Below are 21,690 nucleotides of genomic sequence, written 5' to 3' on the forward strand. Positions count from 1 at the left end.
CGTTCTTGCTACTCCGACTGAGCCGCTTTTACCTTAATCCCGTCCACATAATCCGGTATTCTGGCAGAACTGTTTTCCAGAATATCTTCCTCATTTACAACCAGTACTCTGTCCGCAATCTCGGTCATCGACATCCGGTGCGAGATGATAAACACCGTTCTTCCCTTCACGAGCTTTCCCAGCGCCTCTTTGACCATGTCCTCCGTCTCCATGTCCAGCGCCGACGTCGGCTCATCCATCACCAGTATCGGGGTGTTTCGGAGAAATGCCCTGGCTATCGAGACCCGCTGTCTCTGCCCTGTCGATAGCTTCGCTCCTCGTTCTCCCACAATAGTCTCATATCCCTCCGGGAATTTTTCAACAGACTCGTGGATGCCTGCTGCTTTCGCAGCCCGGATGACTTCTTCGAACGAAGCCGAAGGCTTGCCGTACCTTATGTTGTTCGCTATCGTATCGTCGAACAGGAAGATATCCTGGGACACGAACCCGATCTGCTCCCTTAGCCAGAGCGTGTCGATATCCTTCAGGTCGTGTCCATCGAGATAGATCGCCCCTTCCTGCGGGGTATAAAACTTCAGGAGCAGGCTGGCGATAGTCGTTTTTCCCAGGCCGCTCTGCCCGATTAGCGTTACGGTTTCGCCGGCTTTTATCGTGAAGCTGGCGTCTTTGACTACCGGCTTATTCGCTTCGTAGGCGAAGCTGACGTGCTCGAACCGGATCTCTCCGTTCACCTTGTCCGGCCTCAGCTTCGAGCTGTCGTCCTGTCTATACTCAGGCACAATATCGAACATCTCTTTCAGCCTGTCCATCGACGTCAGGGTGGGTTGAATGTTGATGAGCGTCGAGAACAGGCCGTTGATCGAGCCCGAGAGCAGGTATGCGTAGGTGCAGAACGCCGCAAAGTCGCCAACGGTAATGATGCCATTCTGGACTTCCCTGGTGCCCAGCCAGAGTATGACCAGCACGACGACGAACTGTACTGCCCTCAGCATCGTTGAGGAAGCAGTCATGATCGTGTAGCTAATCATCCGGTCATGTACCATTGTCCTCATCTTTTGGGATACTTTCTCTAGCTCTCTGTCCTCCGCCGTATTCGTCTTGACTACCTCGGCTCCAGAGAGGGTTTCCTGCATGTGTTTGTAAACCTGAGAGCTTGTCTCGTATAATCTATAGCTGACAGATCTGATCCTGCTGGAAAAGAGGTAATTGACAACTCCATACAGGGGTGCTATCAGCAGGATGATTAAAGTTATCTTTGGGCTTATCAGGTACAGGATTACGGTGCCCATTAAGATGAAGAATACGTTCGACATGACCTGAGTCACTGTGCCGGAAAAGAACGCCTGGATCGAACCCACGTCGCTTGAAATCCTGGCCACCAGGTAGCCAGTTTGCTTTTCCTTGAGCTGTGCCATGGGGAACCTGAGGACCCGATCGAAGAGCGTTTTTTGGAGGCTGAATGTCAGCTCCTGTCCATATTTCATAGATATGTAGCTTCGAATTAGCTCCAGGGAACCGAATATGATACTAAAAATGATCATCGACAGGATGATCATATCTATCGAGCCCAGGTACCTGATTACCTCCGGCGTTACGGACTGCAGGCCGGCCTGTGCCAGCACTTGCTCGATCTGTCCGTACCCCTGTTTCAGGAGGATGAAGTCGATGAGTACTTTACCTCCCAGCGGGGCCATCGATTTCACTACCATGGCGATAAACGCGAGAATGAGGCTGAGCGCCGCCATCGTCCACAGAGGCTTGAGAAACTGGAAGAAGAATACTAAATCCTTGAGCGTAATGTTAGTTTTCCTGCGGCCTGTGCGGAAAAGAGCCTCTTTTAAATAATTGTATGCTTCTTTTACAGTTTTCATGTGAACCTCGTTCAGGCCATAGGATAACCGGCGGGCACCCGTCGATAAGAATGTAATGATCATATCGGGGAACGATTAATAAAGATTCTGATGGAGCCTGTTGAAATCTGATCGGTGATCGATAATCCTTTTTCACTTTTCATTTTGGATTACCATACGACAAGTATAAGCAATATTATCAATCTGTGATTACTGCAAAAAGAGGGCTTGTATTTATATTACGACCCTACATATCGTTCAGAAGTGGGAATATGGTTGAGAAGCCTGTTGCAAATCCGTCCATCGTATTCAGGGAAGAGTTCGACGACTGGGCCCTGCTCTTCGACCCCGACAGCGGCGAAGCCTACGGACTTAATCCCGTCAGCGTCTTTATCTGGAAGCACCTGGACGGTAAACACACCATCGATGACATTCTGCTCGAGCTGAGGGAAAACTGCGAGGAAGTTCCCGATACTGCCGGCAGCGATATCGGTCAGTTCGTCGATGAGCTGGTAAAACGTGGGTTTGCAGGGTCTGAGTTATAGCATGATCGACAACTCCCGGCTGATGAAGACCCCTAAGTCCGTGGAAATCGAGATCACCAACTACTGTAACCTGCGATGTTTGTATTGTTCACACTTCTCGAGCCCGGGAGAGGTCAACCGGGATTTATCCCTTGATGAGTGGCTCCAGTTTTTCGGAGAGCTGAAGGACTGTGCAGTCATGGACGTCACTCTCAGTGGCGGGGAACCCTTCCTTCGGAAGGACATCAGAGAGATCATTGACGGCATTGTCAGGAATCGGATGAGGTACTCGATCTTGACGAACGGCACGCTGATCACCGATGAGCTGGCCAGTTTTATTGCGTCCACCGGCCGTTGCAACATGATCCAGATTTCTGTGGACGGGTCAAACTCAGAAGTACATGATTCGTGCCGTGGTGAAGGCAGCTTTCAGAAGGCGATCGAGGGCATCCTTCACCTGACCCGACATTCCATTCCCGTATTCCCCCGGGTCACGATCCACAAAGATAACGTTAAGGACCTCGAAGCTATCGCGAAATTATTGCTGGATGACCTGGGGCTGCCTGGCTTTTCGACTAACTCCGCTTCGCACCTCGGGATGTGCAGGAACAACCGTAGCATCCAGCTGAGCGTCGAAGATCGCATGGAGGCGATGGAAACTCTGGTCCGCCTCACTGAAAAGTATGGTGACCGAATCTCTGCCCTTGCCGGGCCTCTGGCGGATGCCCGCATTTGGTCTATGATGGAGAACGCCCGGCTCAAAGGCGTTAAGGAAATTGCAGGCAGGGGAGCTCTTACCGGGTGCAGGTGCTACATGGAGAAGATCGCAGTCCGCGCAGACGGCGTAATTATTCCCTGTCCTCACCTGGGCCACATCGCTCTCGGCCGCATCAACCAGGATTCCTTAAGAGACGTGTGGCAGTATCACCCCGAGCTTGCTACGCTCAGGAGCCGGATCAATATCCCTCTCAAGGATTTCGAATTTTGCAGAGGCTGCGACTATGTTCAATATTGTACCGGTAATTGTCCCGGGCTTGCATACACTTTGCTGGGTAAGGTCAACCATCCCAGCCCGGATGCTTGTTTCAGGTGTTTCCTCAGCGAGGGCGGTAAATTACCTGTTGCTGCCCTATCTCATAATAATCGATGATCTGGCAGGTGTACTATGAAAGAACCCTCGGAAAAAGACGTCAGGCGCATATACCCGCTCAGGCAGATCTATTTTTACCTGACCAGCGATTGTAACCTACGCTGCAGGCACTGCTGGATCTCTCCGGACTTTCAGTCGGCGACTACCTCTAGCGCGTATCTACCTGTTGATCTTTTCAAAAAGATCGTTTCCGATGCGAAGGGTCTTGGGCTGACGGACGTGAAACTGACCGGCGGCGAACCTCTGCTTCACCCGCAGATACTCGATATCCTCGAGTTTATCCGATCGCAAGGGTTGTCAGTTAACATCGAGACAAACGGCGTCCTGTGTACGCCTGAAATCGCCCGGGCGATCGCCTCATGCAAGGCCTACCATGTAGCAGTCAGCCTGGACGGGGTGAACGCAGAAACCCACGAATGGGTCCGGGGTGTGGATGGTTGTTTCGACGATGCGGTGCAGGGCATTAAAAATTTGGTCGAGGCAGGGGTCAGACCGCAGATTATCATGACCCTCATGCGCCGTAATCAGGATCAGGCGGAAGCTATGATCGATCTGGCAGCGTCTCTGAAGGCCAGCACGGTTAAGTTTAACATAGTGATGCCAACCCTGCGCGGCGAAGCAATGCATGCAGCCGGAGAAACTTTGACGATCGAAGAGCTGGTCGAACTGGGCTCCAGGATGGAACGCACTATCGCCCCTGGATCGCCGCTGCCTCTTAACTACGGGCACCCGCTGGCCTTCAGGCCTTTAGGCAACATGTTTCATAACATCGGTGGTGGTTGTGCTGCCTGCGGTGTTTTGCGAATCCTGGGTGTTTTAGCGGACGGAACTTATGCACTGTGCGGCATAGGAGAAGCGATTCCTGAGCTTACCTATGGCAATGCTCACGTCGATAACGTTTTTGACGTCTGGGAAAATGCTCCTTTCCTGCAAGAATTAAGGGCAGGGCTGCCCGGCCGCCTGGAGGGCATCTGCGGCGACTGCATCATTAAAAATTTGTGTCTCGGCAGCTGTATCGCCCAGAACTACTACCGAAAAGGGTCGCTGTGGGCGCCTTTCTGGTTCTGTGAAGAAGCTCGAAATAGTGGCATCTTCCCAAAATCTCGGCTTTATCAGAAAAATTTATAACTAACCCGATCGTAAAATGATATACTTGAGACTTAAATGATTACGATAATATCATATACTCATTAATTGATTACTATACATACATGGGGGCAAGACATGAAGTTATTAAAATACGAAAAACCCGGTTTAATCGATATCAATAATTCATTATATGTTACAGCTCACACCTATTGTAATCCCGGAAACAGTGATGTTGATACCTGCTGGGCCGGGAATGCGAACACCACCTTCATCTGCCAGGATGGCAGCGGTAACAATACTAATATCCAGTGCTGGTCTGGTGGATTAAACAAGAACATCTGCAATACCGGATCAGTTGCCTCCAAGCCCTATTGTGGTACGGGCGATGGCACATAAGCCCAAAAACTATCTTTTCTTATTTTCTCGAAGCATTTTCCACAAGCATCCAATGTATTTATACGGCAAGTGATTCTTAACTCATATCTGACCATGAACAGTATGGAGCACACTGCGGTAAAAAAGCTGAAGCTGGCAAACGGCAGCGAGTGGAACTTTGTTCCAACCGGGGATACGGTTGGGGTCGTAGAAAAAGCCGCTTCGCTCCTGGGGCTTTCGAATGGCTCTCCGCGCTCCGGCACAAACATCATATTCGTTCTGGGCGACCCCAGAGTCCAAAACAAGGCCGCCCCTGGAATCGATCAGTATCCCGAGCTTCATCATCTGCCTGCAAATGGGTGGAAACCGCTCTACTTGGGCGAAATACGGCTGTGGACCCATTCTGTAGTATCGGATGTTCTATGCGAGGTCAACGGTCTGGCCGGAAATATCCACGAAGTAACTCGCTTATATTTGTCGCTCTTACCGTTGTACAATCAGGTCGTCTACTCTGGAGGGCTTCCGTTTCATGCTGCGATGATCGAACATGCCGGCAAGTGTGTGCTGATCACGGCCACTTCCGGAACGGGCAAGTCGACTTGCTGCCGCCGCGTTCCTGACCCCTGGAAACCCCTCTGCGATGACGAGACTGTACTCGTGCGAACCGGGCGGGAGTATCGTGCTCACCCGTTTCCTACCTGGAGCAATTATCTATCTGGGCGCACGGAGATACCCTGTAACGTGCAGCAGAGCCTGCCCCCGGCAGGAATTTTTTTCCTCGAGCAGGCACAGATCGATCAGGTGCTCCCGGTAAAAAATAGCATGGCAGCACATGCCCTTTTTAACTCTGCAAAGCACGTGTATTATAAATTTAACATCTACTTAACCAAAGATGAGCTTTACAACTTAAATAGAAAATTATTCGAAAACGCGTGCGAGCTTTCACAATCAGTCCCAATTTTTAAATTACAAGCCAGCCTGGGCGGCCAGTTCTGGGAAGAAATGGACAAGGTGCTACAATAGCTATCCATGAAAAAGTGATTGCGGTAATCCTATGAATGATGCGGCTGCGGAATCTTCCATCAACGAAACCATGCTTTGCGTCGGGAATAGCATGTACCCTACCTTGAAGGTTCTCGATACTCTCTTCATAGCGCCGTATCATGATACTGAGGTCAAACGAGGGGATATCATTGTATTTATCGCTCCCGGGGGCCGGAAAGTGACACACCGGATCGTATCGATCGGTAATGAGGGAATAATGACCCGGGGAGATAATAATTACGATGTCGACAGCTGGCTGCTTAAAAAAAGCGACATCATCGGCCGTGTCATCTACGTACGGCGAGGGAGCCGGAAGTTTAAAATTTCCGGTGGGCATGCCGGGACTCTTACTGGCTTTAGACATCATCTGGTTTGCGCAGTTAAAGTCCGTGCTTCCCGGCTCTTAAAGCCCGTCTATCATCTGATGGTCCGATCGGGGCTCTTTCGGATATGGCTTCCGGAACGCCTGAAGCCACGAGTATTATCCTTCAAACGCGCTGAAGGCCTGGAGCTACAATTGATGATGGGCAGGAAAATTATCGGGTCCTTCGATCGGACTACGGGGAGGTGGGTGATAAAGCCGCCTTTCAGGCTTTTCATCGATGAGAAGGCGTTGCGGGATCACGCTGCTATCTCATGCCACTCCTTCCTTGAAACGGCTGACAGTGAGGCTTACCATGAGTGATCAGGCACAACCGGCCACTAGTGCTGCCTTACTGGAAAACGTCCGCAAGCTTAACCGTGAATTTACGCTCGCAGGAGAGCCAGTTAATGCAATTCTAAAACTACCTGATGACCAGTTGCTCTATCTTCTTTCAGTATTCCGAAATGAGCCGACCCCACGTATAGATATCACTCAGCCTCAGTGGCGACATTTAATCTCGACCTTGGACAGTCACATGATCCTGCCTGTCTTTTATGAAAAACTGCGTTTACTACCCATCGACATGCGTCCTCCATGCGAAGTGATGGACGCTCTAAGATCGGCTTACATGTCGAGTGATTTAAAGTCGGCGATGAGGAGCAGGCAGTTAACAAGCGTCCTGGTAGCGTTCAATAAGCGTGGTATCCGATCCATACTTCTAAAGGGCAGCGCCTTATCTTTATATTTATACGATCGTCCTGCTTCGAGGCCCTGTCTCGACATCGATCTGCTCGTCATGCCGCAGGATGCCCTCGCGGCTCGTGAGATACTGGAGAATATGGGCTATAAGTGTATGGAAAACCGGGTTGATGTCTCAGAAGCCGGATATTGCGAAGAAGTATTTTTCCCGAGACTGCCGGGGATCGGTCATCATATGGTCGAGATCCACTGGAATCTTTTCTCGTTTAGCCTGCTCAGCCAGAAAATTGATATCAGGCAGCTTTTTTCGAGGGCGAGAAAAGTCGAGTGGAACGGCATGACTGTGGAAGTGCTTGATCCGATCGATTCCCTTCTACATGCCGCGGCACACCTGATCTATCATCACAGCCAGAGTATCCGGCTGAACTGGGTTTACGATATTTACCTTCTGTGCAATATGCTAAAAGAGCCTTCCGAGTGGGAGATTTTATTAGCAAGAAGCGTTGAATGTGGAGCTCGTTTAGCGCTGGAAGAATCGATCAAGATGGCACAGTGCTGGACAGGTTTACAAATCCCTCCTGGCTTTTCGGACTTTTCGAAGTGGCCATCGCCCGACGACCATGAAATTATTGCTTTTTCCCACGCTATGGACGGCAGGACTGTAAACCTGTTCAGGATGGTCTTACCTCAGAACGCCAGTGCGTGCGAAAAAATTAAGTTAATCTTTCGTCTTATCTTTCCTGCTCCGGAGCAAATGCACAATTTTTACCCCAGGTCCAGGGGAAAGCCCTTATACCAGGCTTACCTTATCCGGTGGTGGCAGTTATTGAAAAAACTATAAACCATCGTTTGCTTATACAATATGCCCCATATTAACAAAGGTTATATATTCTATCTTCTATCAGAGATGAATGTGCTCTTATGTGGACTAAAAGTCAGAGACTGATCGCCACTTTCGGCGTACTGGTTATGATCATATTAGCGCTGTTAGTTCTCTTCAAGAGCCTTAATCCCGAGTACTTCTTCGTTCTCAGCCTGATCAGTTTCCTGATCATCATCGAGCTGGCAGGCCCCTTCATGACAAAGCCGAAGTGGAGGTCGAGGGTGAATATTGTTATAGTAGTTGGTGTAATCATATTTGGCATAATGGTATATTCGAAAGTGATGGAAATCATCGGGTTCTAATCGGTTCATAAAACGGTTGAGCAGGTTCGTGTCGGGGGTGTTAATGTGCAGCTTAAGGAGTCTCTTGTCATAATCTCGGGCATATCCTTCTTGTTACTGCTAGTTTTTGCCTCTCCGGTGCCGGCGCAGGCATCTGACACGCTAGTTATACACGAAGACCCGAGTAACCTGACTGCCTGGAACAATCCTCCCTTTGACTATAAGTTAAATATGCTGATGCAATACATGCTGTTAAGCACTTATGATATCGCCATAGACCTCAACAATTCCGATTACAACAGCTCGGTAATGCACTTAAACGAACTCTTGTCGACTTATGAAGATTACCGCGTGCTACTATTCTACTATAATCGTTCAGATCCGCTGGTCTGGGAGCGGTTTTTGAGTTCCGACGTATTGATACGCAGCATCACGATGATCGTAAATGATTCTTACGAATATAACCAGAATTATAAGTTATATTCCTCGTACGTCGCTGAAGGCGATATGGTCAATGCTACGATATATGGTAAAAAACTTCAGGGCTCTTACCAGAACCTCACCAGATCGAATGAAGCTATCGTTTCTAACATGCCTTATCTGCTTAACGCTCACAACGACACGCAGATTTTTACTCACCCTCTGGAACAGGCAATAATGCTTTTCGACAGTTACGCCAAAACCGTGAATGATCAAGAGCAGACTATCGATGAATTGCTGCGTACTACCAACCTCACGATAGAGCTAAACAAAAATCAGGTTGCGGTCGGCGATACTCTGATTCTGAGCTCCTCTTTGACCGATAGTGCCGGCAATCCTCTGGGCAACTCTAAGGTATCGTATTACTTCGACGAGCGCCGGGTAGGCGATGCCCTGACCGATGAAAGTGGCCACTGTTCATTAATTTATAACGTTACCGGGGATTCTAGAAATAACCAGTCCGTGCACGCAGAATACCTCCCGGGCAGCAGGAACATAGTACCTGGCATAAGCAGTCGTGTCTGGTTTGAAGTGATCGAGGAAAGTACCTCGATGAACATGACTGCAGAATTCACCGATGCCGCATATGGAAAAAGCATTAACGTTAGCGGAACGCTGAAGACGATCAACGGCGCTCCGGTATCAAATAGATCCATCAACGTCAGTCTTGGAAATAACCTTACAGGCAGCTGCTATACTGATAACGATGGATATTACAGTTATTTATTAATTGTTGGCGAAAACACGACCAGTGGTATCTCGTCGCTACAATCGAAGTTCAAGCCTGCGGCAGAGTCTAAGGATGTGTTCTTACCATCCGTATCGGAACCTATCCCGGTCGAAATTCACAGAGAAAACACTCTTCTGACCTTCAGTGCCCTGAATAGCCGATATTACGGCGGAGATATCATAGAAACCTATGGCTATCTTACTACTGATGGTGGCCTGCCGGTAAGGAATGTCAGCATCGGGATATTTTCAGATGACCGGCATCTGGCTTCATGTTATACTGATGAGGCTGGTTACTATGCAGCTTCCGTACCAATTCCCTACAATATTTCCCAGGGCAGCCATGACCTGTATGCAGCGTATTCTCAGGAGAACGGGTCTTTATATCCCTCGGAAAGTGACAGGATTACTGCCTCGTTCGATTCTTCGACGCCTGAAATCCTGCTTAATAGTACTCCTTTGATCTTGTTTGCCGGAGATACTCTTGATCTTAACGGCACAGTTACCATACTAGACCAACGGCCTGTTCCCGGCCAGAGGTTGAACGTTACCCGGTCCGATATTCCATTCGGGGAGGTTATAACCGATGCCAACGGCAGCTTCGTGTTTTCTCAGAGGATCGGATACAATGAGTCACCCGGCCTGTTCACCGTTTCCCTGGTCACGGATGACGACGGCCTGATCACAAAAACGACTACTTCCGCCGGGACGGTTTTGATAATACCTGCGGATAAGGGGTCGATCGCGCTATTATTCGTACTGGTGGCCGGAGTATCCTTTATACTGGTATTAGTGGCCACCAGCATTGATAGAAAAATATTATCCTTTATTCAGAGAAGGATTAAACAATTCACAGAGGTTGAACCAGTCGTTCTTGTCGAAAACAAAGACGGAGTAATTGCTGATAAATTCCGGCCCTCTGTCGAGGTATTTAACCTTGATGCCGAGATCGCCTGGCTGAAAGAATCCATCGCTTCAAATGACTATCGGGAAGCGGTTACCCGTATTTACATGGCTTCGAGGCAAATCTTCATCGCTCGCGGGAATCGTTTACCCTCATCGGCTACGCATAGGGAATTTCATGATCTCTTTATCCAAAAATACTCGCTGCTATCAAAGCCGATTAGTCTCATCATAAACAAATATGAATCCATTCGTTTCGCCCGGCAGAATGTTGATACGAAAGACCTGGCCGAATCCATCGACAAGCTTCAGGAGATATACGAGTCTTTGTATTCTAATAAGCAAAACCCGGGAGATCGAGAGTTATGAAAAAAACCTCCGTCATCGTACTTCTCGCTGTGCTGGTAGTTATTGTACTACTTATTGGCAGGTTTAATTTCTCCGAAGCCGACTTCAGCATGTCAAATCCGGCATGGAATGGCATGACACAGTTCTCCGGAAACGGCACTGTAAATTACTTGTATGCGATATCTGACCTCTCCGGAGTCGGGGAAAATAACACAGTACTAATCGTAGGTCCCACCCTCAATTATACCCCGGAAGAATCTGCGCAGGCGCGTATGTTCGCCGAGCGGGGAGGTACGATCATCGTGATGGACGATTTTGGTACTTCGAATACTTTGCTGAACTATATGGAGTCTCCGATTACGCTACATCAGGCACCGGTTTGCGATTACGAGAATTATTATAAGCGCCCGTCTTTTCCGGTAATCGTCGACATAAAGAACACGAGTGTGACTACTGGCGTAAGTTCGCTGGTACTAAATCACCCTGCATCGTTAAACATATCCGGAAACGCAATTATCCTCGCAAACACCTCTCGTCTGAGCTGGGTCGATGAGAACGCCAACATACTCATCGACGGTAACGAAAATTTTAACGCTTCTCCGATCATAGCCCGCGCCAAATATGGCAAGGGCGAAGTGATCGTTGTCAGCGATCCTGATGTCATAGTCAACGTTATGGTGGATCAGGGTGAGAACAGCGTCTTCGCATCAAATATCATGAAAAAAGGCACAGTCTATCTGGACATTTCCCATGGCCAGAAGATTCCGCCCTTAGAGTCCATATTCTTTATCCTTAAAAACGATCTAGTCGCTCAGCTACTATGCTCTCTGCTCATCATGTTAACCGGCTACGTTGTATACCGGCGTGCCAGTATAAAAAAGGCGATTCTCGGCCCCGAGCCCGAGATGCAGGAGCCAGCATCCAAAAAACGCTCAATTGTAGATTTCATAAAAGCAAAGCTTCCGGCCAAGGAAAGCGATATAAAAGAGTTAGATAAAAAGCTATAGGGGATACGATGGTGGATATTCAAGCTAAAGCAATCGAACAGGAATTGTACGACATGGGCGTTTTCAAGTCCCTGTCGACCTGCATCACAGGCGAAGTTAAGAAGGTTATTGTGGGCAAAGATACGCTCATACAGGACATTCTCATCGCTCTGTTGTCAGAAGGCAACATCATGCTCGACGGAGTGCCCGGCCTGGCAAAAACATCGATCGCCAAAGCGTTTGCCGCTACGCTGGATCTGGACTTCAAGCGTCTCCAGTTTGTGCCGGACATCCTCCCGTCGGATATCACCGGCACTTACGTGTACAACCAGAATGATTCGTCCTTCTCCCTGAAGAAGGGCCCGATTTTCACCAACATCCTCCTGGTCGACGAAGTGAACCGGGCGTCCCCTAAGACACAATCCTCTCTACTGGAAGCCATGGAAGAGAAGCAGGTCTCGATCGATGGCACAACTATGCCGCTCCCATATCCCTTCATGGTTATCACCACCCAGAACCCCATCGATATCATAGGTACCTTCCCTCTCCCGGAAGCGCAGATCGACCGTTTCATGTTCAAGCTCAACGTCGATTATCCCACTCCTGAGGAAGAGCTCGATATCCTCAAAGCGAAGAACGAGAACGCATGCGGTGCGGTGGAAAGGGTACTGGCCGCCGACGACGTGGTGAACTTGATCAATATTGTCCGGCAAGTCCATGTCGATGACAAGGTCATCGAATACATCAGGGACTTAATCCTGGCTTCCCGCTCTCATGAGAAAATTCTCCTGGGCGGCAGCCCCCGGGCTTCGATTGCCTTGCTGAAAGCCTCTAAGGCCGTTGCCGCTATTGATGGCAGGGACTACGTCATCCCGGACGATATTAAGTATCTTGCGCCGAGGATCCTGAACCACCGGCTCATCATCAAGCCTGAGTACGAGTTCGAAAACATCACCACCTTCGATATCATCGAAGAGCTGCTGAACACGGTAAAAATCCCCGCTTAATCGGCTGGCCGGTAAGATGCAGGTAAAGGATTATACCGTCTTCATTGTCGGGCTGACATTCTTAGTACTGGGCCTGCTCACCGGGGGTATCATCTTTTACCTCGGGTTGATCTTGGCGATCTTAGCTGTCTTTGTGGATGGCTTCCTGCTGATGTACCGGCGGTTCAGTATTTCTCGCAGTCTCATTGTTCGCCGGGGTTTCTCCCGGCGAGACCTGCTCCTCGGCACAGCTACTCAGCTGGTGACTTCACTGGAATATGCTGGCAGGACGAAGCATCGTGCACTTGTACGTCAGCCTGTTCACCCTACCATGATTGTCATAAAACCTATCCCGGAGCAAATCGAACTATCCCGGGATGTGCCAGTCTACTTTAACCTGGAGCTTAAGCCTGGACAGGCGGGCGAGGTTTATCTCGAGCCGATGAGCCTTGTGATATCGTCGGCCTTCTTCAGGGAGTCTATACAGTTAGGTAGTCGTGAGAAGATTAACGTACACGTGGGGGTTGGCTCTGCGGACGTCCGATCAAGCGCATCAAACTCGGACAAACAATATTCAGACTTTCTCCTCAGTAAGCTCATCGAAACCCGTGGCGGTACTGACTTTTCGACCATCCGCAACTATGCGGCAGGGGACGACATCAAGAACATCGACTGGGCTCGTTCGGCCAGAGCCGGGATTCTAGTTATAAGGGAGTACGAAGAGGATCGCCCGCTCCCTGTATTCTTCCTGATCGACGTGGACAGCAGCATGGGTACAGGTGATGTGTCTTCAGAACTTTACTCCGCTGTCAATCTGACTGCTCTGCTCATCAAAAGGCTGACCACTGATAGCAACATGTTCGGGCTTGCCTGTTTTTCCAGAGAAGGCGTAGTCAAGTACCAATGGCTTGGCATCGGCAGGGACCACCTGTCAAAGATCAGGGAGATCCTGACATGGCTCGAGCCAGAGAAGTCTTCCTCGTTAACGATCAAGAACGACCTTTCGCTGACTGACGCAAACATTGCCAGAAGCGCTCTTCGAACTTCCCCTGGCCTTGAAGTGCTCAGTACTGTGATGGACGAGACCATCAAGGAGCACTCTGCCAACGTCAAAGCTGACGGCTTCATGAAAGCTGTATCCAAAGTCTCCCGGTCGATCGACACGCCCTGCCAGATCGTGGTGCTGACCAACCTGTCGATGGGCCTCGCAAGCCTGATGAATGGCATCCGCATGGCGAAATACTACGGGCATTCTGTCTCTGTGGTGCTGACACCTCACATCTGGTATACTGACAAAGAGCAGATCGACGCCGAGACGTGCTATGAGAAGTACCAGCAGGTAAAAAATACGTTAGCCCGCATACGGGGCTCAGGCAGCGTCAAAGTCATCGATCTATGCTTGACCGACCGGCCGGAAGATTCTATATATAGAAGTAGCACGTATCGCCAGCTTACTGCGGGCTTAAGAAGGTGGTGAACAGGTGGACCAGCGTAGCACGATGATTTTATTAAGGAACCAGCGGGACTCCCTGAAAAAGAAGCTCGATAAGCAGAATAAATGGGGCATGAAGCCGACTGCCATCTCGCTTGCTATTCTTGGCGTTACGGTGCTTCTGCTCTGGGTCCTTACCAACGACAACACCACTATGTCCATGTTGCTGATGCTTACCAGTGTAAGCCTCCTGGCTATCGCTATCCTTCTCTATTTCCTGTCTCCGTCCAGGTACCTCCGCAGCGAGGTCTGTGATGCAATAGCAGTCTCTGACGTACTAACTATCCGCAAAATACTGGCATCGCTGCTGGTCGACTCGAGGGGCATATACCTCCCTGCCAGCCAGGCCGGGACTACAAAACTCTACATTCCTCTGAAGGAAGTAAGTCTCGATGAAGCCAAGACAGTCTCGCCGAAGGCTGATCAGGTATTCCATGTCGCAGACAAGACTTCTAAAGGCATACTCATCATTCCTCCCGGCTATGGATTATTCCTGTATATCCAGAGGATCGGCGCTCTCTTTACCGAAGAAGGCCTGGAGAACGAGATCAAGGACGTGCTGGAAAACAGCCTCGAGATGGCCTCCGACGTCAGCGTAAAGCTGGAAAACGGCAAGGCTATCGTGAAGATGTCAAAGATCGCCAGCGCAGGTATGTGCAAGTCCTTAAGGGCCGAAGACCCAGGTATTTGCCTCCAGATGGGATGTCCCATCTGCAGCCTCGTCGGCTGCATGATCGTCGACGGTACTGGCAAAAGGGCACGGGTCGAGAGCGTCAGCGTCGAGGGAAAGACTATATCTTTGACGTTCGAGCTGATAGGTGAATAAAAATGGCGGTCAAAGACGCAGATGACAGCATCCCGGCAGAGCTGAGCATAAGCCTCGACATCAGGAGCTTCTTCGTAGACATGGCGATCGACCTCAAGCTCATCGCAGCTTTCGCCATCGCCACCGTAGCGCTCATCTACGTCCCGTACCTCAACGAAACCTTCATCCGATCGGCCTTCGGCTTGGTGATGGTGCTATTCGTACCCGGCTACTCGCTAATCGCGGCGCTCTTCCCAAAAAAGAAAGACATCGACGGCATCGAGCGGGCGGCGCTCTCCTTCGGCCTGAGCATCGCGGTCACGCCACTCATCGGCCTGGGCTTAAACTATACTCCATGGGGCATCCGGCTCGATCCGATCGTCGTCTGCCTTACCATATTCACCATCATCTGTGTCTTGGTTGCAAACAAACGCAGACACAGCATAGGCATGGAAGACCGGTTCCACATCGACTTCGCCAAAGTCTTCGAGGATGCGAGGAAAGAGGCCTTCCCCGAATCCGAGGGCCGCCTCGACAAAATCCTGACAGTCATCCTGATCTTGTCTATCATCGCATCCATCCTCGTCCTCGCCTACGTAGTAGTCGTCCCAAAGCAGGGCGAGAAGTTCACCGAGTTCTACATCCTCGGCCCCAACGGTAAGGCCGAAAACTATCCAACTATGTTCGCCTTAGGTGACCAGCAGCCTGTCATCGTCGGCGTCGTCAACCACGAGTACCGCAACGTCACTTACGACCTGGTCGTAGTGCTCAACGATAGCAAGATCGTCACCCAGATATACACCGACCGCCTCACCCTCGCCGACAACCAGACCTGGGAAAAGACCGTTCAGCTCAAGCCCGATCGCACAGGCGACAAGATGAAGCTGGAGTTTGACCTGTATGCCGACGGCAACATGACCGCACCCTATCGAGAAGTCCACCTTTGGGTCGACGTAACCTGAACTCTTTGATCACATATTTTTGGATTAATAAGAAGTGCCTTGCACAAAAAATTTATTAATCTGCAGGCGTTTAAAGAAACAATACTAACTTATCCTGTGAATACGCTCGACTACGGGGGTAGTTGCGGCTTATCTCACTTACCTTAAATTTTAAAGCCGTTACAAACGGGGGTTAAACATGAAGAAAAAAATGCGATACGATCAGCCAGGGCTAATTTCTTTGAACGATGCATTGTATGTATCGGCTATGTGTAATAATGGAAGCAGTGATACTCAGACTTGTATAAACGGTATGTCCAATGCAAGCGGCACTCTATGTAACAACGGAACTAACAACGATGGCGGACAGTTTTCCCGTTGTAACAACGGTAATTCTAACCACGTAGGGGTTTACTGTAATAACGGGTCTGGAAATATTCAACATTGCATCAACGGATCTTCCGCGACGCGTAAGTACTGGTAATAATCACCTGACTGGTTTATATTCACACTAATATGCTCGAGGAAGGAAGTTCCAGAAACTTTTCTTTTAAGCTAGCTGATGGTATATCCTGGCAATTTTTCGCAACACCTGAAACCGAAAGTATCGTAGCGCATATGAATCAGGTGATGTGGCCAACACAGCGCCCATTAACAGGCTCTAACAAACTTTACTTTTTCACTGGAGATCTCAATGATAACTCTCTACCAGACATTGCTTTTACCGACAGTCCTGAATCGTTCTCTCTACCCGAAAATGGCTGGTCGGTAACTCGGCTGAAGCACGTTCATATCTGGCGCCACGAGCATTTTCCAGACATTATATGCAAAGTGGACAAAACGAAAGGGAAAACTCTCGATATACGACGAATCTATCAATCACTATATCCCGCTTACCAGGGCATAATCCTTTCAGGCGGCAGCCCGTTACACGCCGCATTGATAGAATATAATGGCAATGGCGTCCTAATCGCCGGTACATCCGGAACTGGAAAATCAACCTGTTGTCGTCGAATAAAAGCCCCCTGGCGCGCTGTTTGCGATGACGAGACTCTTGTTGTACGAACTGGAAATTCCTATCGAGTGCACCCGTTTCCTACCTGGAACGACTACATTGCCCGGCACTCGAAGAAGACTTACAACGTACAGCAACATTTGCCCTTGTCTGCGATCTTCTTTTTACGACAATCTATGTCTGATAAAGTCGAGATCGCAGGCAAAGGCATGGCTGCATATTCCCTTTACCGTTCGTCTCTGCAGATCTACAGCAGGTATAAACCAGACCTCAGCGAGGCTGAAATAGCGATCGCTAACAAGCAACTCTTCGAGAATGCCTGTAAAATATCTAACGAAGTGCCCTCATATGTTTTATATGCCAGCCTACGCGGCCGGTTCTGGGATGAGATGGAAAAAGTTCTAAATACCGGATAAAAAAGCAGGGGTTGAACCCCTGTCACTCTCTCTTACTTCGGCGCGGCCGGCTTGTTCGATTTATCCTCTTTGCCCTTCGTCAGCAGTTGTACGATCGCCGGGATGACGAGGATTACACCGAGTACAATAATCGCTGCCATGTAGACCGTGTACCATTCCTTGATCATCTGAGCGATGATAGGCAGGCCTTCCTTGTAGATCCGCTGGTCCGTCTCCACCCAGGTGCTCACCAGTAACGTATATACCGCGATCATCGATACCAGCGAGATGGCGCCGGATATGATGAACGATATGCCGATCTGCTTGGAGAAGTCCACGAGCTTCTCGCGCAGGTACATGCTGCGCATGAGCAGGAGAGCGATGATACCTACGAGTACCATGATACCGCCGTACAGGTCATGAGTCCTCGTTCCGGCCACCCAGTTGATGTCTCCTCTGACTCCCGGCAAGCTGCTCGAAGTATAGAGCGCCGACGTGTAGACGTCCAGCACTGCGTTGATGTAGCCGTCCTTGGTCTTGTCCTGCACCATGTACTGGTTGATGGCACAGGAGATGTTGGCTATCTCATAAGTGTAGCTGTACTTGCCTGCACTAAAGGCTGCTTCCATCTGCTTGTACTGCTCTTCTACGCCAGCCCAGTCATCGGTCTTGGTGTAGCAGCCCCACGTGTAGCCACGCATGCTGTCCCAGCTAGACAGATTCCAGAGACCCGAAAAGACAATAAAGACCATCATTATGATCGTCAACAGCGCGACCGCAACTTCCCAGCGGAGATTCAACCCGCCCTTCTTTTTATCAGTGTTAGCTATAATATACCCCTCCTGTCACCCTCGCCATCTTCGAAATCAGATACTGCTGCCCGATGGTAAGGAAGTGGTTCTAGCTGAATCGTACACTGCTTAAACGTAAATATATTGCTATACATGGCAAATCAATAGCAGTGGTCGCGGTCGACGGAGGTTTTTCGGGCTTGTCCTCGCATCAGCGAGGATGCGGAGGCGGCAGGGCAATGGACGTCTGCCGAAGGCGGCGTCGCTTAGGGCTTGCGAAGCAATGTAAGGGCGGCGGCCGCGTAGCGCCAGCCGGCCTGGCATTGCGAGGGTGCGAGCCCGGCCCTGACGGTGCAGCACCCGAAAAACCGGAGTAGGGCGCCATCAGGCGACCGTCGACCCGCGTGATGACTTAGAACCTGCATGGGTCGTCAGTCTCGACCTATCATCTAAATACTCTGGATCCTGTCGATATCGAACCAATTTTTAAATAGTCGCCCGCCAATACCTCTCTAACTAACCAACCATACCAATAACAGGGGCGGGTACATCATAGCTGAAACTTCTAAAACAACCTGGATCATAGCATTAGTAATCATTGCATTGCTAATCATCGGAATAGGCTACTTCGTCGCGCAGTACATCAACAAGCCCGACGAGATGGAAGGCATGTGGAACGGGACTGTCTCGTACCAGAACACTTACTACGAGTCCAGATTCGTCTTCTACAACAACACCACCTGCGAGCTGTGGCTCTTCCCCAAGCCTAACATGACCTTCAACTACACCCAGATCCGCACGGAATCCGTGTACCACGAGAAGGTAACCTGGGAGCAGGAAGGCGACCACTATAACCTCGTTTACCCGGCAGGCTACAAGGTCCGGCTCGACTATCCTGGAGTCGCTCACACTCTGAGATTCAACGAGACAGAAGCACAGGGCTACGACAGGCCGTTCAAGGGGTACATCTCCAAGAATTACAATAATATCAAGGACTTCGGTGTCTTATACAACGGAGATGCTTAACGGCCTATGAAACACGCGATTATCCTCGGCACCCGGCCGGAAATAATAAAGATGAGCCCGGTCATCCGGGAGTGCGCCCGGAGAAACCTCGATTATTTTATCGTGCACACCGGGCAGCACTACTCGTACGAGATGGACCGGGTCTTCTTCGAGGACCTGAAACTGCCTCTGCCCTCGTATAATCTGGACGTCGGCTCAGGCAGCCACGGTCGGCAGACCGGGAAGATGCTGGCAGGCATCGAGGATATCCTGGTCAAAGAAAAGCCCGACATCGTTTACGTGCAGGGCGATACGAACACAGTCCTGGCCGGGGCTCTGGCAGCGTCAAAGCTTCAGATCGCTATCGGCCACGTGGAAGCCGGCCTGAGGTCTTTCGACAGGGCGATGCCAGAGGAGACCAACCGTATCGTAGCCGATCATGTCTCCGATTTGCTTTTTGCCCCGACAGCGGATTCCAGGAAACTCCTCTTACAGGAGGGCATACCGGAGGATAGGATCTTCGTTACCGGCAATACGATCGTGGACGCGGTCAAATCCAACCTCGAGATCGCCAGGGGCTCGGATATTCTAGAGCGGCTCCACCTCACACCTAAGGGGTACATGCTCTCCACTCTGCACCGGCAGGAGAATGTCGATGATCGCGGCCGCCTGGGCAGCATTCTCGTCGGGCTCTCGAAAGTTTATTCCGAGTATAGACTACCGATCGTTCTTCCCATTCACCCGAGGACGAAGAAAAACATCGGAGAGTTCGGGCTGGTAATCCCGGATGGCATAAGGCTGATCGACCCGGCCGGTTTCATGGACTTCCTGATGCTGGAGGCCAATGCCTGCATGGCACTTACCGACTCTGGCGGCGTCCAGGAGGAATGCTGCATTCTGGGTGTGCCCTGCGTAACGCTGCGGGAAAACACTGAGCGGCCTGAAACCGTTCAGGTCGGCGCTAACGTACTTGCTGGCTACAAGTCAGACGACATCCTGGCTGCTGCCCGGGCGATGACAGGTAAAAAGAGCGATTGGGTCAACCCCTTCGGCGACGGCCACGCCAGCGGCAAAATCCTCGACGCGGCCATCGACAGGTACGGTAAATAAGCCTTTATCCTATTTTTTCTCCCACTTATACAGGTCCATAACCTCGGCGAGCGTATGCCCTCTCTCGATCTCCACCCGCACCCGCTCCTCGTTCTTCTTGACTTCCATCGCCCGACGGGCCACTTCGTAAGCCCTCTCTTTGGGCACGACCATCACTCCATTATCGTCGCCGATAATCCAGTCCCCAGGCCTAACCGTTAAGCCGCCACACGTGATCTCGGCGTTGATCTCCCCGAAGCCCTTCGGGTCGCCGGCATTGGGCACGATAGCCGACGCAAACGATGGGAACTTGATCCGCCTGATCTCGTCCACATCTCTTATAGCCCCCTCTATCACGACGCCCTGGATCCCCTTCTGCATGGCACCGTGCGACGCTAATTCCCCCCACGGAGCGACGTAATTGGAGAAGTTGTTGATGACAATGATCTCCCCCGGCCCGGCAACATCCGAGGCCTCCACCGGCCTGGCCCAGTCCCCCGGGAAGTTCTGCACCGTCACCGCCTTACCGGCAATCTTGATGCCCTCATAGACCGGCCTGATATCCCGCATAGCCGGTGCCCGGTGCATGGCGTCCGATATATTAGGAGTCGAGACCTGCATGAACAGCTCTCGGATCTCCTCGTCCAGTGACTTCTTGACGACCTCGACGGGCCCCATACTATCCAGAGCCTGCCGGACCGTCCGGGCAGCGCCAGTCACATCCTTCGACCGGATGATGTTGCCGCCCACGATCACGATGTCGGCACCCAGCGCCGCAGCCGCAGCCGCAGACCTGGCGTCCAGCCCCCCGGCAGCAGCGATCGGAATGCTCACAGCCTCCCTGATGGCTTTCAGCACCTCAATCGGATCCTGCCCGACCATCTGCTGGTCGATGCCCACGTGAACGCCCAGAATATCAACGCCGATCTCCTGCAGCCGTGCCGCCCGCTCTGCCGGGTTTGGCACGTTAATCAAATCAGCGGCGAGCTTCACCCCATACTTCCTCGCCGATCGCAGCGCATCCTCGATGGTCGAGTCGTGAGAAGCACCTAAAATAGACACGATGCCCGCCCCGGCCTTCGCCGCCATCTCCACTTCCGCCGCTCCGGTATCCATCGTCTTCATGTCTGCAACGATCACGTGGTCCCGGAATTCCTTCTTGAGCGTGCGCACCGCGTTCATGCCCTCGCTCTTGATCAGCGGAGTGCCTGCCTCCAGATAGTCAGCGCCGCCGGCGATCGCCTCCCGGGCGATCTCGACAGCCCTGCGCAACTCGATTTCATCCAGGGCCACCTGCAAGATCGGTCTCATAAATGGTCAGACTATCATAGACGGCATAGAGCAATAAGGTTTCTAATTTTTATCAGATTGAACATAGTCCTTCTTAGGTAATCGCGACAACAAAACGAACGCTGCGCTGTGCCAGATCACAGATTACGACAGATGCCACAGATTCCACAGATACG

At 50.8% G+C, this 21,690-nt stretch carries 20 protein-coding genes; 17 read left to right on the top strand and 3 right to left on the bottom strand.

Translation table 11 applies throughout. From position 1 onward, the window contains the following. Positions 1-8 precede the first annotated feature (8 nt). Positions 9-1,871, bottom strand: coding sequence for an ABC transporter ATP-binding protein (locus ACPLPM_RS03120; RefSeq protein WP_424358779.1), 1,863 nt, complete (start codon positions 1,869-1,871; stop codon positions 9-11). A 251-nt stretch (positions 1,872-2,122) separates the two neighbouring features. Between ACPLPM_RS03120 and scmD the strand changes: the two genes are divergently transcribed. The 15 genes from scmD to scmC (ACPLPM_RS03195) all read left to right on the top strand — a co-directional run bounded on the left by scmD (position 2,123) and on the right by scmC (ACPLPM_RS03195) (position 17,360). After that, positions 2,123-2,395 (top strand): SynChlorMet cassette protein ScmD, encoded by a 273-nt coding sequence (gene scmD / locus ACPLPM_RS03125; RefSeq protein ID WP_424358780.1) that lies wholly within the window; start codon positions 2,123-2,125, stop codon positions 2,393-2,395. Position 2,396: 1 nt separating this feature from the next. After that, on the top strand, positions 2,397-3,524 hold the full coding sequence (gene scmE, locus ACPLPM_RS03130; RefSeq protein WP_424358781.1) for a SynChlorMet cassette radical SAM/SPASM protein ScmE: 1,128 nt from the start codon (positions 2,397-2,399) through the stop codon (positions 3,522-3,524). Between the two features lie 15 nt (positions 3,525-3,539). Continuing rightward, a complete protein-coding gene (gene scmF / locus ACPLPM_RS03135) occupies positions 3,540-4,652 on the top strand; it encodes a SynChlorMet cassette radical SAM/SPASM protein ScmF (protein ID WP_424358782.1) in 1,113 nt (370 codons plus the stop codon). A 96-nt stretch (positions 4,653-4,748) separates the two neighbouring features. Next, a complete protein-coding gene (locus tag ACPLPM_RS03140; protein WP_424358783.1) occupies positions 4,749-5,009 on the top strand; it encodes a hypothetical protein in 261 nt (86 codons plus the stop codon). A 102-nt stretch (positions 5,010-5,111) separates the two neighbouring features. After that, on the top strand, positions 5,112-6,011 hold the full coding sequence (scmC, locus tag ACPLPM_RS03145) for a SynChlorMet cassette protein ScmC (protein WP_424358784.1): 900 nt from the start codon (positions 5,112-5,114) through the stop codon (positions 6,009-6,011). Positions 6,012-6,042: 31 nt separating this feature from the next. Beyond that, a complete protein-coding gene (locus tag ACPLPM_RS03150) occupies positions 6,043-6,717 on the top strand; it encodes a signal peptidase I (protein WP_424358785.1) in 675 nt (224 codons plus the stop codon). Beyond that, on the top strand, positions 6,710-7,936 hold the full coding sequence (locus ACPLPM_RS03155) for a nucleotidyltransferase domain-containing protein (protein WP_424358786.1): 1,227 nt from the start codon (positions 6,710-6,712) through the stop codon (positions 7,934-7,936). The genes ACPLPM_RS03150 and ACPLPM_RS03155 overlap by 8 nt, the downstream gene beginning before the upstream one ends. Positions 7,937-8,016: 80 nt before the next feature. Beyond that, on the top strand, positions 8,017-8,280 hold the full coding sequence (locus ACPLPM_RS03160) for a hypothetical protein (protein ID WP_424358787.1): 264 nt from the start codon (positions 8,017-8,019) through the stop codon (positions 8,278-8,280). A gap of 45 nt (positions 8,281-8,325) precedes the next feature. After that, positions 8,326-10,740, top strand: a complete 2,415-nt coding sequence (locus tag ACPLPM_RS03165; RefSeq protein ID WP_424358788.1) for a hypothetical protein — start codon at positions 8,326-8,328, stop codon at positions 10,738-10,740. Further along, positions 10,737-11,726 carry a DUF4350 domain-containing protein gene (locus ACPLPM_RS03170; protein WP_424358789.1) on the top strand — a complete coding sequence of 330 codons (990 nt, stop codon included), beginning with the start codon at positions 10,737-10,739 and terminating at the stop codon, positions 11,724-11,726. The genes ACPLPM_RS03165 and ACPLPM_RS03170 overlap by 4 nt, the downstream gene beginning before the upstream one ends. Positions 11,727-11,734: 8 nt before the next feature. Next, positions 11,735-12,712, top strand: a complete 978-nt coding sequence (locus ACPLPM_RS03175) for an AAA family ATPase (protein ID WP_424358790.1) — start codon at positions 11,735-11,737, stop codon at positions 12,710-12,712. Between the two features lie 16 nt (positions 12,713-12,728). Then, on the top strand, positions 12,729-14,168 hold the full coding sequence (locus ACPLPM_RS03180) for a DUF58 domain-containing protein (RefSeq protein ID WP_424358791.1): 1,440 nt from the start codon (positions 12,729-12,731) through the stop codon (positions 14,166-14,168). A 4-nt stretch (positions 14,169-14,172) separates the two neighbouring features. Continuing rightward, positions 14,173-15,009 (top strand): hypothetical protein, encoded by an 837-nt coding sequence (locus tag ACPLPM_RS03185; protein WP_424358792.1) that lies wholly within the window; start codon positions 14,173-14,175, stop codon positions 15,007-15,009. Positions 15,010-15,011: 2 nt separating this feature from the next. After that, entirely contained in the window at positions 15,012-15,950 is a 939-nt protein-coding gene (locus ACPLPM_RS03190; protein ID WP_424358793.1) for a DUF1616 domain-containing protein, read from the top strand. Between the two features lie 495 nt (positions 15,951-16,445). Further along, positions 16,446-17,360 (top strand): SynChlorMet cassette protein ScmC, encoded by a 915-nt coding sequence (gene scmC / locus ACPLPM_RS03195; RefSeq protein WP_424358794.1) that lies wholly within the window; start codon positions 16,446-16,448, stop codon positions 17,358-17,360. A gap of 32 nt (positions 17,361-17,392) precedes the next feature. Here the strand turns inward: scmC (ACPLPM_RS03195) and ACPLPM_RS03200 are convergent, their stop codons facing one another. Further along, on the bottom strand, positions 17,393-18,040 hold the full coding sequence (locus ACPLPM_RS03200; RefSeq protein WP_424358795.1) for a hypothetical protein: 648 nt from the start codon (positions 18,038-18,040) through the stop codon (positions 17,393-17,395). A 693-nt stretch (positions 18,041-18,733) separates the two neighbouring features. Between ACPLPM_RS03200 and ACPLPM_RS03205 the strand changes: the two genes are divergently transcribed. Together ACPLPM_RS03205 and wecB are read left to right on the top strand one after the other, a co-directional pair. Continuing rightward, positions 18,734-19,156 (top strand): hypothetical protein, encoded by a 423-nt coding sequence (locus tag ACPLPM_RS03205; protein ID WP_424358796.1) that lies wholly within the window; start codon positions 18,734-18,736, stop codon positions 19,154-19,156. A gap of 6 nt (positions 19,157-19,162) precedes the next feature. Beyond that, a complete protein-coding gene (wecB, locus tag ACPLPM_RS03210; protein WP_424358797.1) occupies positions 19,163-20,245 on the top strand; it encodes a non-hydrolyzing UDP-N-acetylglucosamine 2-epimerase in 1,083 nt (360 codons plus the stop codon). A gap of 9 nt (positions 20,246-20,254) precedes the next feature. Here the strand turns inward: wecB and hxlA are convergent, their stop codons facing one another. After that, positions 20,255-21,535, bottom strand: a complete 1,281-nt coding sequence (gene hxlA / locus ACPLPM_RS03215; RefSeq protein WP_424358798.1) for a 3-hexulose-6-phosphate synthase — start codon at positions 21,533-21,535, stop codon at positions 20,255-20,257. Between the last annotated feature and the right edge of the window lie 155 nt (positions 21,536-21,690).

This window comes from Methanocella sp. MCL-LM (genome assembly GCF_049676595.1).
In the GTDB taxonomy this organism is placed as follows: Archaea; Halobacteriota; Methanocellia; order Methanocellales; family Methanocellaceae; genus Methanocella_A.